This window comes from Rothia sp. (in: high G+C Gram-positive bacteria) (assembly GCF_015265375.1).
GTDB lineage: Bacteria > Actinomycetota > Actinomycetes > Actinomycetales > Micrococcaceae > Rothia.
The window spans coordinates 1-11,651 of the sequence record NZ_JABZXW010000062.1; the positions used below are offsets into that span (position 1 = coordinate 1).

Consider the following 11,651-nt stretch of genomic DNA (forward strand, 5'->3'; position numbering starts at 1 on the left):
GCCGACCCTGCTTCTGCTGCTGGGCGTATTGCTTGGTATCGCCTCGGCGGGTGTGGGCAGGCTACTCACCGCGATGGGCTCACGCTACTACGCACGCAAACTGCGGGGCCGCCTGCAGACCGGCGTGGAGAAGGCAGTGCAGTCCTGCGTGGTCGCCCCGGTACAGCAGGAGGCAAAACGCCTGAACGCATACCGCAAGGCGCTGGACATCTAGTGAACCGCCCGGCAGCTCTCAAAGAGCGCACAAAAGAATCCCTCCCCACCTCAATCGAGGCGGGGAGGGATTCTTCCATTAAATCTATACGCTACTGAAGCTTAGTCTTCGTCAGAAGCCTCAGCGCAGGGAGCCTGCTGGGACGCCGCAAGCTCACGTAGACCGTCCGTAATCGCCTGAGCAGCCTTGACGACCAGCTCGGGGTAGTTGCGGTTCGGCTGGCGGGTCATGCGGTCAATCGGGCCCGAAATGGACACAGCCGCAATGACCTTGCCGCCGGGGGCACGCACCGGAGCAGAAACCGAGGCGGTACCGCGCTCGCGCTCACCCACAGACTGCGCCCAGCCGATGCGGCGCACAGCCGCGAGCATGGCGGCGCTGAAGTGCGCATCGCGCAGACCTTCAACAATGCGGTTCTGGTCTTCCCACGCGAGCAGCACCTGAGCGGCGGAACCAGCCTGCATGGACAGCTGGGTACCGACCGGAATGGACTCGTGCATGCCGGAGGGGCGCGCAGCGGTCGCCGCGCACACACGCCAGTCGCCCTGGCGGCGGTACAGCTGGGTGGACTCGTCAGCTTCGAGGCTGAGCTTCTGTAGAATCGGGTCAGCCACGGTGATGAGCTCATCAGAAATAGTGGCGGATGCCAGTTCGGTCAGGCGGGGTCCGAGCATGAAGCGTCCCTGCACGTCGCGGGCTACGAGGCGGTGGTGTGCCAGCGCCACGGCGAGGCGGTGCGCGGTCGGTCGCGCCAGACCGGTTGCCTTGACGAGGTCGCCCAGGGATACGGGGCCTGCCTCGAGGCAGTCAAGGATGAGGGTTGCTTTGTCGAGCACGCCAACGCCGGAGGAGCCGTGGGAGTGTACCTCTACCATCTGCTCGTCGGCGGCCATGTGTTCGGGCGGCTTGACGGGGTCAACAATCGGTGCGTTGTGTTGTGTGGATGCGTTGGGGTGACGCATTCCGTGTGCGTTAAAACGTGATGCGGAAGGAGTCATTCTTATATTCTATCTCAGAATATGAAAGATACCCCGGACTTCATGGACTCTTTGGAGTGCAGAGTTGAAGATGGAATCACCCCCTACGGGATAAATTATGAGTTTTTCATAATAAGTGTTTATGTGGGTTTATGGGTGAAAATATGCGAAAAACCGCGTAAAAATGCGAGTAATCCCGCAAAATCACCCTGGAGTCATAGAATAAACCCACACAAAAACACTTGCTGGTTCGGGGTGCTTCTAGGCCGTCTCACAGGCTAAGAATCCGCGAAAAAATATGCGACACGCCGCAGGAAAATACCGATTTGAGGGTCCCATCGGGTACATAATCCGCCCCTCAACCCCGCAAACCTGCGGCACGCACCACACCGAACGCATCCACCGTAGGAACGCATCAAGCAGGAGAAAGCATGACTAGCGAACAGAACGCAACCACCGCGGGCACCCGTCCGCGCACCCTGGCAGAAAAAGTCTGGGACGCACACGTCGTCGTCCCCGGTGAAAACGGCAAGCCCGACCTGCTCTACATCGACCTGCAGCTACTGCACGAAGTGACCTCCCCCCAGGCATTCGAAGGCCTGCGCATCGAGAACCGCCCCCTGCGCCGCCTCGACCTGACCATCGCCACCGAGGACCACAACACCCCCACCGACAACATCTTCGGCACCATCGCCGACCTGACCAGCCGCACCCAGATCGAGACCCTGCGCCGCAACGCCAAGGAATTCGGCGTGCGCATCCACTCCCTCGGCGACGAAGAGCAGGGTATCGTGCACGTGGTCGGCCCGCAGCTCGGCCTGACCATGCCCGGCATGACCATCGTCTGCGGTGACTCCCACACCTCCACCCACGGTGCGTTCGGCGCTCTCGCGTTCGGTATCGGCACCTCCGAGGTGGAGCACGTCATGGCAACCCAGACCCTGCCGCTGGCACGCTTCAAGACCATGGCAATTAACGTTGAAGGCACCCTCAAGCCTGGTGTGACCGCTAAGGACATCATCCTCGCCGTCATCGCGCAGATTGGCACCGGCGGCGGTCAGGGCTACGTGCTCGAGTACCGCGGCTCCGCAATTCGCTCCCTCTCCATGGAGGGCCGCATGACCATGTGCAACATGTCCATTGAGGCGGGCGCACGCGCCGGCATGGTCGCCCCCGACGAGACCACCTTCGAGTACATCAAGGGTCGCCAGCACGCACCCAAGGGCGAAGAGTGGGACAAGGCAGTCGAGTACTGGAAGAGCCTGCCCACCGACGAAGGCGCCGTCTTCGACAAGGAAATCTTCATCAACGCTGACGAGCTCGAACCCTTCGTCACCTGGGGCACCAACCCGGGTCAGGGTATTCCGCTGAGCCACGCCGTTCCCTCCCCGGACGACTTCGAGGACGAGAATGACAAGGTTGCAGCAGAGCGCGCCCTCGAATACATGGGCCTGGAGGCGGGCACCCCCATGAAGGACATCCCCGTGGATGTCGTCTTCTTGGGCTCCTGCACCAACTCCCGCATCGAGGACCTGCGCGCTGCAGCCGACATCGTGCGTGGCCGCACCATCGCCGAGAACGTGCGCATGATGGTCGTGCCCGGCTCCCAGAAGGTCCGTGCGCAGGCAGAAGCCGAAGGCCTGGACAAGGTCTTCAAGGACTTCGGTGCCGACTGGCGCTTTGCCGGCTGCTCCATGTGCCTGGGTATGAACCCCGACCAGCTGGCACCCGGTGAGCGTTGCGCCTCCACCTCGAACCGTAACTTTGAGGGCCGCCAGGGTAAGGGTGGCCGCACCCACCTGGTCTCCCCGGTGGTTGCTGCCGCAACCGCTGTGCGCGGTACCCTGTCCGCCCCGTCCGACGTCGTGGCCTAGCACGCCGCTATAGCTAAGGAGCCATTATGGAACCCATTATCAAGCACACCGGCATTGGCGTGCCGCTGCGTTCTTCGAATGTTGACACCGACCAGATCATTCCCGCCGTCTACCTCAAGCGAGTGACCAAGACCGGCTTCGACGATGCCCTCTTCGCTAACTGGCGTAAGGACCCTGAGTTCATCCTGAACCAGGAGCCCTACAAGCACGGTAGCGTGCTGGTGGCGGGCCCGGACTTCGGTACCGGTTCTTCCCGTGAGCACGCCGTGTGGGCGTTGCGCGACTACGGTTTCAAGGTCGTTATCTCCGCTCGTTTTGCCGATATTTTCCGCGGCAACTCGGGTAAGCAGGGCCTGGTCACCGCGCAGGTTGCACAGGACGATATTGAGCTGATTTGGAAGGCGCTGGAGCACGAGCCCGGCACCGAAATCACCGTTGACCTGGAGTCCAAGACCGTGACCGTGGGCGCGCTGGTTGTTCCCTTCGAGATTGACGACTACGTGCGCTGGCGCCTCATGGAGGGTCTGGATGATATCGGTCTGACCCTGCAGAACCTCGAAGCTATCGAGGCGTACGAGGCGAAGCGCCCCTCGTGGATGCCCCGCACTCAGGAGCTCTAAATAGGGGGAGCTCTAAGCCGAGCGCTCTAAGCCCTAGACATCTCTAGATAAAGCTCGAAGGCGGCGACTGAATAGGTCGCCTCCTTCGAGCTTTTCTGTGTCCTGAGCTTTTCTATGCTCTCAGGTTTTCCGCTAGAACCTTGGCATAGATACAAATGCGCCTCCCCGGAGTATTCTTCCGGGGAGGCGCATTCATTGACTATCTTAGAGTGCACCCTCAGTGATGGGGGTGTTCAGGGTTGCGTTCTCGGTGCAGCTGTACAGTGCAGCCGAACCGGGGGAGCGCACGCCCGCGGTCGGGTTTGCGTTCTGCGCGGTGGCAAGAGCAAAGTCAGAAACCACCTCGTGGTTAATGTAGCTGCCGCCCGCGCCGCCGCCGCTGCTCAGGGCGCTGAGCGAGTAGATGTTGCCTTCGTTCTCAAACTGCACCTGGCGGCCGAAAACGCCCTCGTAGTATAAGCCAACGGTCCAGATGTTCAGTCCTGCGCCACCGCCGCCGTAGCCGGCGCCACCACCGGATGCTACGGAGGTGAGGGAGAGCTTGCCCTGGGTTCGGGAAAGCAGTGCGCCCGAGCCGCCCTTACCGCGGTAAGAGCCGGTTGCGTTCGCACCGCCGGTGCCCTTTTCTCCCTCATGCACGGAGTCGCCCCCGTAGAGGTAGTAGCGCGGGAAATCGTACGACTCAAACCAGGGGGTAGACATGGGCATGAGCTTCAGCTCGTTGTTCTCGTCGAGGATGCCGATCATTGCCTCGCCGAGGGTGCCCGCCACGCCGGAGCGGCCAGCGGTACCGCCGGTGACCATGAAGCGCATGTCGAGGGTCTTGTCGTCCTCGTCGAGGGGCTTGAACTCCTGGTAGGGGCTTGCCACGAGCATGCCGCCCTGGCCGGGGTTGTCGGTGCCCAGGTCGCCGCCTGCGCTACCGCCCGCGGTGCTGTTGGCATCGCTGTGTTCCATGGCGATACGCAGTGCCGGGTTCAGCTGATCCTTGGGCTGGGTGTCGAAGATGTGCTGGTGGGTGGTGAGGGTGCCCAGCTGTGCACCGCCGCCGCCAGCACCTGCAACAGCCACGACGGTGACTGAGCCGTCACGAACGAGCTCGACCGCGGAGGAGCCGCCGCCGGATGCGCCGTACACGTAGCCGCTGTCGGTGCCCACTACCTGCGCACTGCCGGTTGCATTGCTGGAGCCGGTGGAGTCGCCGCCTGCCGCGTAGCCTTCGCCGCCGAGTGCGGGGTTCGCGCCGGATGCAGAGCCGACACCGCCGTTACCCGCCCAGACACGCAGGATGTCGCCGGACTTGACCGCCAGAACGCCGTTGAGCTGTGCACCGGCACCGCCGCCAGCCAGGGAGGCGTTCGTGACGTCAGTTAGGTAGCGGGGGGTGAAGGAGGTTGCCGCACCGCCGGCACCGCCTACAAGGTCGAAGCGGACTCGTCCAACGCCTTCGGGGACGAGCCATTCGGTGTATGCGCCTGCCTTGTCGTCGTAGCCGGTGGCGGTCGGCTTAAGGGTCAGGGCGGGGGAGCAGGTGGGCTCGCCGCTTGCCGCCCATGCGGGGATGGTTGCGCTGGCGAGGATGACGGGGGCACTCCATGCAGCGCCCTGTACGAGGCGACGGCGCGAAATGCGTGATGCAGTGTTGTGATGTGTCATTTTTGGGGTCCTCCGGTAGTTCGCGGATGCAGCCGCGAAGTAACCTGTGGTTGGTTGCGATGCGCCGTGGTTTTCGGTTGACTTTCGAATATTTACGGTGATGTTGAAGTGAATTTTTGAAGTTGAAGTGAACCAGGAAGCCGAACCGTTTTAGTTGGGCATCATCGCAAGGTTGTATGCAGTGTTTGCACGCCCGTTCCCTGCCGTGTGGCCCCGTACTGCGTGGAGCAACGGCAATGCCGGCGCCGATGCCGCAGTTGAGAGCTGGTTGGCTTCTCCTTGAGAGTGGAGGTGCCGCTCAGCGGGCACGCGTGTGCACGTTATTGTAGGGGTGAGGTTGCTCTCAAGTTCAAATTCGTGCGTCAAAAAGACGAAACTAACGTCAAATTTCGGTGAAGAACCTAAAAATGTTTGCATTAGTGTGAATATTTGTGTATCTTTTTGTTTTTTCTGGCTCTGAATCTGAGGGTTCAGACCGGTTTTTCACATACGCATCAGAGCAAAATCCTAGTCGCGAGTTCCAAAGGCTCTTCAGTGTTTGGAGCACCTTTACGCAGGGCTTAGAATAATGATGAATATATGCGCCCGTTTCGCCCTGCTACCGGCAGGGGCGCGGCACGACAGAACGCGGCGTATCGGCACACTGTTAAAGTTCGGCGTAAACCAGCCGACTCCACAAAGGATTTTTAATGACTGAGAACATCAGCAAGCTTCGCATTGAAGGTGGCACTCCGCTCGTTGGTGAAGTTCACGTTCGAGGCGCCAAGAACCTGGTGCCCAAGGCTATGGTCGCAGCACTGCACGGTTCGACTCCCTCGACCCTGCGTAACGTTCCCGACCTGAGCGATGTTGAAATCGTTACCACCCTCGTGGAGCTGCACGGTGCGAAGGTTGACTACGACCGTGAAGCCGGTGTTCTGACCCTTAACCCCGCGCAGGATGCAACCACCGCTGCAAAGAACGCAGAGGAGATTCAGCTCTTCGGTGGTAACTCTCGCATCCCGATTCTGATGGTGGGCCCGCTACTGCACACTCTCGGTACCGCACGCATCCCCAACCTGGGTGGCTGCAAGATCGGTGACCGACCCATCGACTACCACATGTCTGCACTGCGCAAGTTCGGCGCAGTCGTTGAGAAGGACGACGAAACCGGCACCACCCTGATTGTTCCCGAAGAGGGCCTGAAGGGTGCAGAGATTGTGCTGAACTACCCCTCCGTGGGTGCTACCGAGCAGGTTCTGCTCACCGGTGTGCGCGCTAAGGGTAAGACCATCCTGCGCAACGCAGCGATTGAGCCCGAAATTATTGACCTGATTGCTGTTCTGCAGAAGATGGGCGCAATCATCTTCATCAACGAGGACCGCACCATCGTCATTGAGGGCGTGGATGAGCTGACCGGCTACGATCACGCGTCCCTGCCCGACCGCAACGAGTCTGCTTCCTGGGCTTCTGCGGCTCTGGCTACCGGTGGCGACATTTTCGTTCGCGGTGCAGCTCAGAAGGACATGACTGCGTTCCTGAACCAGTTCCGCAAGATGGGCGGCCTGTACGAGGTGACCGCCGAGGGTATTCGCTTCACCCACCCGGCTCAGCGCACCCCCGGTGCTCAGCTGAAGCCCATCGTCTTTGAGACCAACGTTCACCCCGGCTTCATGACCGACTGGCAGCAGCCCCTCGTGGTGGCGCTGACCCAGGCTAAGGGTGCGTCCATCGTGCACGAGACCGTGTACGAGGAGCGTTTCGGCTTCACCAACGCCCTGAAGCAGATGGGCGCGGATATTGTCGTTATGCGTGACTGCGTGGGCGGCGCACCCTGCCGTTTCGAGGGCAAGGGCTACGGCCACTCCGCTATTATTTCTGGCCCCACCCCGCTGACCGGTGCCGACATTGAGGTTCCGGACCTGCGCGGCGGCTTCTCCCACATCATTGCGGCTCTGGCTGCTAAGGGCACCTCTCACGTGAGCGGTGTTGAGCTGATTGCACGCGGCTACGAGAACTTCGAGCAGAAGCTCAAGGGCCTGGGTGCCAACTTTGAGGTGCTGGCACGCAAGGCATCGAAGGCCCCCAAGCCCGATGCGGCAATCGTCGTTGTTGAGCCCGAGGAAGTTGAGGTTCAGGACTAGTGAGCGGACAGCAGGGAAAGCAGGCTCTGCCTGAGATTGAGCCCACCGCCTCCGGTGATGCTCTGTACAAGGTGCTCGGTAACGCTGCGCGCGGGCTGTACAAGCTCATCGCGCGCGTTGAGATTACCGATCGTGAGAACCTGCCTAAGAGCGGCGGGTACATTATCGTGGCTAACCACACTACTGAGCTTGACCCGGTGACCGTGGCTTTCCCTGCTTTCGTTGAGGGCGCCCTGCCGCGCTTCTTGGCGAAGGATTCGCTGTTCCGTGCTCCCGTGCTCGGCTACATTATGCGCAAGCTCGCGCATATTCCTGTGGTTCGCGGTTCGGTGGATGCGCGTAAGTCCCTGATTACTGCCCGCAAGATTGTTGAGGCTGGCGGTGCCGTCGTGATTTTCCCGGAGGGCACTACCACCCACGATCCGCAGCTGTGGCCCATGCAGGCGCGTACCGGTGCGGCTCGTCTGGCTCTTGCGACTGGTGCACCTGTCTACCCGGTGGCGCACTGGGGTGACGAGCAGATTCTCGGTTATGTGGATGAGGCTGGCGAGGACGGCCGCGTGAAGGAGAAGCGTAAGATTTCGCTGTTCCCGCGCAAGACCGTTCGCGTGAAGGTTGGTAAGGCACTGGATATCGCTTCCCTCGTTGAGGACGCCAGCCCCGAGGCTAAGCACACCCGCACCGAACTGAGCGTGGTCACCGACGCCATGCTGGATGCTATTACCGCCGAGCTGGAGAAGATCCGCGGCGAGAAGGCTCCTGAGGGTCGTTGGAACCCCCGCACGAAGCGTCGTGAAGCCCCCGGCACCCCTTCGGGGCCGGTCGGTGGCGCGCTCGGCGAACCGGACGAAAAGTAGCATCCCAGCTGGGAAAATCGTAGAGGCCCTGACAGATGCCGCGGCTATTTGCTGAGGCGCCTGTCAGGGACTCGCACAATAACCTCGCAAGGAAGAGAAGCAGGTGTTTTCGTGACCTTCTTTGGACGCACCCCCGCATCAAGCCCTGAATTTACCCCTCCGGCAACCGTACAGTCTATTGCGGTGCTCGGCGCCGGTAGCTGGGGCACCGCTTTCGCTAAGATTGCGGCGGACGCTGCCCGCGAGCGCGGCGATGACACCCGCGTGACCCTCATCGGTCGTGATGAGCAGGCGATGGCTGAGTGCGAACGCACCCGCGAGAACGCCCGCTATTTTCCGGGAATGAAGCTGCCGGATAACATGCACTTCACGGCGGATGCCCCCGCGGCGCTTGCCGGTGCGGATATGGTGGTTCTTGCCTTGCCCGCGCAGGTTCTGCGTTCGCAGCTGCAGAGCTTCGCCCGCTATATTGAGCCGAACGCCATGCTGGTTTCTTTGGCGAAGGGCCTGGAGACCGGTACGGGTCTGCGCATGTCGCAGGTCATTACCGAGGAGCTGGAAGAATCTATGGCTCTGCGCGGTGCCGATCTGCGCGCGATTGGCCATATTCCGCACCGCGTGTGCGTGCTTTCGGGCCCGAACCTGGCGAAGGAAATCATGGGGGAGGAGCCTACCGCTTCCGTGGTTGCGGCTCGCACTCTGCCGGTGGCTGAGGCTGTGGCTCACGCGATTGCGTGCGGTTACTTCCGCCCGTACACCAACACGGATGTGGTTGGTACCGAAATTGGCGGCCTGGTCAAGAACGTGATTGCGCTCTGCGTGGGTATCTGCGAGGGCCGTAATTACGGCGATAACTCGAAGGCATCCATTATGACGCGCGGCCTGGCGGAGATTACCCGCCTGGCGGTGGCGTTGGGTGGCGAGGCTGCGACCATGAGCGGTCTTGCTGGCATGGGCGACTTGATTGCGACCTGCTCTTCGCCGTTGTCCCGTAACCACACGGCGGGTCGTCTGCTGGCTCAGGGTATTTCCCCTGACCGCCTGCACGAGCACATGAGCCAGACTGCCGAGTCGATTAAGTCGGCTCCCGTGGTGGCTGAGTTGGCTCGCCGTCACGGCGTGGAGATGCCCATCGTGGAGGCTGTGGTGGCGGTGCTTTCGGGTCGCATTGGCATTGAGGACTTGGCGCCTCAGCTGCTGGGGCGTTCCCTTAAACATGAAGGGCATTAAGAGCACGCAATGAACCTGAGCTCGGTAACCACCGCTGTGTTGGGCTCCGCAGGGTATGGGGCGCTGTGTGCTGCAGCTACAGGGTCGGTAGCTCAAAAAACCGAGTGCGATCGCCCGGTATACCTGTGGGAACCCGCCGATATGGGAGAAACCGCGCACCAGCTTCCGGTGACTTACACCACCGATATATACGAGGCTCTTGAGAGCGCCGATATTGTGGTGGTTCCCTGGGGCGAACAGGCTGATTCGTGCCCCGAGGAGATGACGGGGGTCATGGCATTCCGCCGATGGGCATACCTGCTGCCTCAAACCGCTATAGTGCTCGCAGCCGCAGGTTCTGCCGAGGACACCATGAACGTGTCTGAATATCTGCGGCAGATACTGCACACTGAGTTTCCAACGCGGCGTGAACGTGTGGCGGTGCTAACTATTACCGCTCATCATCTGGCGGGTACAGGTGTGATGGAACCGGTAAAAACTCACCCCAGGCGCCCCCGCACCGCCACTCTCACCACCGACGATGCGCACATGCATCAGCTGATTACCGCCTTATTTGATGGGCCTGTGCTGCGTATTCACCGTGCGCCATGACCCCGGTATCTGCGGTTACCGCAGCTTGGGTACTAGTGTCAGAAAGGCCCGTAAGAGACGATACAATGGGCTGTAAGTGGGGCGGGTACGCCCCGAAACGAACAGGGAGAAATATATGACCGAGAAGAAGACCGTCGCCCTGCTGTGCGGTGGCCGCTCCTCCGAGCACCCGATTTCGCTCATTACCGCTGCCGGCGTTCTGGGCGCTATTGACCGCACCGCCTACGACGTCATCACTATCGGTATTACCCGTGACGGCCGCTGGTACCTGACCGATGAGCAGCAGCTCGCCGAGCTGACCGCGGGCACTCGCGGTACCGCAGAGTTCCCCGCGGGCACCCAGCAGGTGTTCCTGCCGATGGGTGCCGGCGATTCCCGCCTGACCCTGATTGACGAGGACGGCACTGTGACCCGCACCGCGCCGGTGGACGTTGTCTTCCCGCTGCTGCACGGCCCCTTCGGTGAGGACGGCACCGTGCAGGGTCTGCTGGAAATGGCTGACCTGCACTACGTGGGTTGCGGCGTGACCGCATCCGCTGTGGGCATGGATAAGCACTTCATGAAGGTTGCCTTCGAGTCCGCTGGCCTGGAGGTCGGCCCCTACGAGGTCATCACCAACCGCCAGTGGGAGCACGAGGACCGCGAGCAGATTCTGGAGCGCGTGCTGAAGTTGGGCTTCCCCATGTTTGTGAAGCCGAGCCGCGCCGGTTCCTCCTTCGGCATTACCAAGGTGGATTCGGTGGAGGAGCTCGTGCCCGCGATTGAAGAGGCACGCCGCCACGACCCGAAGATCATCATCGAGGCGGGCATCGTGGGCCGCGAAATCGAGTGCGCCGTGCTGGACGGCCACCACGGCGAGATGCCCCGCGCATCCTACCCCGGCGAGATCGAGGTTGTGGATGAGGACCACGGCTTCTACGACTTCGAGGCGAAGTACGTTTCTGAGTCTTCCGCTGTGACCGTGTGCCCGGCGAACCTGCCGCAGGACGTGCAGGAGCACCTGCGCGAACTGGCGGTCAAGGCATTCCTGGCGCTGGACGGCGAGGGCCTGTCCCGTGCAGACTTCTTCTACACCGAGGACGGCCGCCTGGTCATCAACGAGGTGAACACCATGCCCGGCTTCACCCCGATTTCGATGTACAAGACCATGTGGGAGAACACCGGCATTTCCTACACCGACCTGATTAGCGAGCTGCTGACCCTGGCGATGGAACGCCCCCTGGGTCTGCGCTAAGCTCAGTCATTGAATACGTAGTGGTAGGGGAGTGGTAGCCCCTGCTGCGAGGCGCCTCGGCGCGGATTCTTGAGGGGTTCGCGTCGGGGCGTTTTTTTGCGCAACGAGCAAGTTTATGTCTGCATGCGGGGGATCAATTGGTACGTATTGACCCTCAGATGTATATGAGAATCGCTCGTTTTTCACCCATGAGAAAAATCACTCTTGCTTGCTTCGGGGCTGCTTGGATGATGGAGTGCAAGTTTTAAAGTGGTATTGATAAGGCAAAACGTAAT

9 protein-coding genes and 1 pseudogene are annotated in these 11,651 nt (G+C 61.2%); 8 read left to right on the top strand and 2 right to left on the bottom strand.

Features of this window, described 5'->3' with window-relative positions:
- Window positions 1-214: pseudogene (locus tag HXO69_RS07590) on the top strand (hypothetical protein); the annotation flags it as partial.
- A 101-nt stretch (window positions 215-315) separates the two neighbouring features.
- Here HXO69_RS07590 and HXO69_RS07595 read toward each other — a convergent pair.
- Window positions 316-1,212: an IclR family transcriptional regulator C-terminal domain-containing protein gene (locus HXO69_RS07595; RefSeq protein ID WP_371416058.1), complete on the bottom strand. Its 897-nt coding sequence runs from the start codon at window positions 1,210-1,212 to the stop codon at window positions 316-318.
- A gap of 410 nt (window positions 1,213-1,622) precedes the next feature.
- On the opposite strand from HXO69_RS07595, the gene leuC reads away from it, so the two are divergent.
- Together leuC and leuD are read left to right on the top strand one after the other, a co-directional pair.
- Window positions 1,623-3,065 carry a 3-isopropylmalate dehydratase large subunit gene (leuC, locus tag HXO69_RS07600; RefSeq protein WP_070831218.1) on the top strand — a complete coding sequence of 481 codons (1,443 nt, stop codon included), beginning with the start codon at window positions 1,623-1,625 and terminating at the stop codon, window positions 3,063-3,065.
- 26 nt (window positions 3,066-3,091) lie between these two features.
- Window positions 3,092-3,685 carry a 3-isopropylmalate dehydratase small subunit gene (leuD, locus tag HXO69_RS07605; protein WP_005505627.1) on the top strand — a complete coding sequence of 198 codons (594 nt, stop codon included), beginning with the start codon at window positions 3,092-3,094 and terminating at the stop codon, window positions 3,683-3,685.
- A gap of 204 nt (window positions 3,686-3,889) precedes the next feature.
- Here leuD and HXO69_RS07610 read toward each other — a convergent pair whose 3' ends face one another.
- Complete coding sequence (locus HXO69_RS07610) at window positions 3,890-5,341, bottom strand: transcriptional initiation protein Tat (protein WP_296546304.1); 1,452 nt, start codon at window positions 5,339-5,341, stop codon at window positions 3,890-3,892.
- Window positions 5,342-6,030: 689 nt separating this feature from the next.
- Here HXO69_RS07610 and murA point away from each other — a divergent pair.
- From murA to HXO69_RS07635, 5 genes are all read left to right on the top strand, one after another.
- The gene (gene murA, locus HXO69_RS07615) at window positions 6,031-7,464 is read left to right on the top strand and encodes a UDP-N-acetylglucosamine 1-carboxyvinyltransferase (RefSeq protein WP_296546306.1); all 1,434 of its coding nucleotides are present in this window, start codon (window positions 6,031-6,033) and stop codon (window positions 7,462-7,464) included.
- Window positions 7,464-8,321, top strand: a complete 858-nt coding sequence (locus tag HXO69_RS07620; RefSeq protein ID WP_296546308.1) for a 1-acyl-sn-glycerol-3-phosphate acyltransferase — start codon at window positions 7,464-7,466, stop codon at window positions 8,319-8,321. The genes murA and HXO69_RS07620 overlap by 1 nt, the downstream gene beginning before the upstream one ends.
- Before the next feature lie 111 nt (window positions 8,322-8,432).
- Window positions 8,433-9,551, top strand: a complete 1,119-nt coding sequence (locus HXO69_RS07625) for an NAD(P)H-dependent glycerol-3-phosphate dehydrogenase (RefSeq protein ID WP_296546310.1) — start codon at window positions 8,433-8,435, stop codon at window positions 9,549-9,551.
- A gap of 141 nt (window positions 9,552-9,692) precedes the next feature.
- Window positions 9,693-10,142 carry a hypothetical protein gene (locus HXO69_RS07630; protein WP_141752172.1) on the top strand — a complete coding sequence of 150 codons (450 nt, stop codon included), beginning with the start codon at window positions 9,693-9,695 and terminating at the stop codon, window positions 10,140-10,142.
- Window positions 10,143-10,257: 115 nt separating this feature from the next.
- A complete protein-coding gene (locus tag HXO69_RS07635; RefSeq protein ID WP_296546311.1) occupies window positions 10,258-11,376 on the top strand; it encodes a D-alanine--D-alanine ligase family protein in 1,119 nt (372 codons plus the stop codon).
- Window positions 11,377-11,651: the final 275 nt, after the last annotated feature.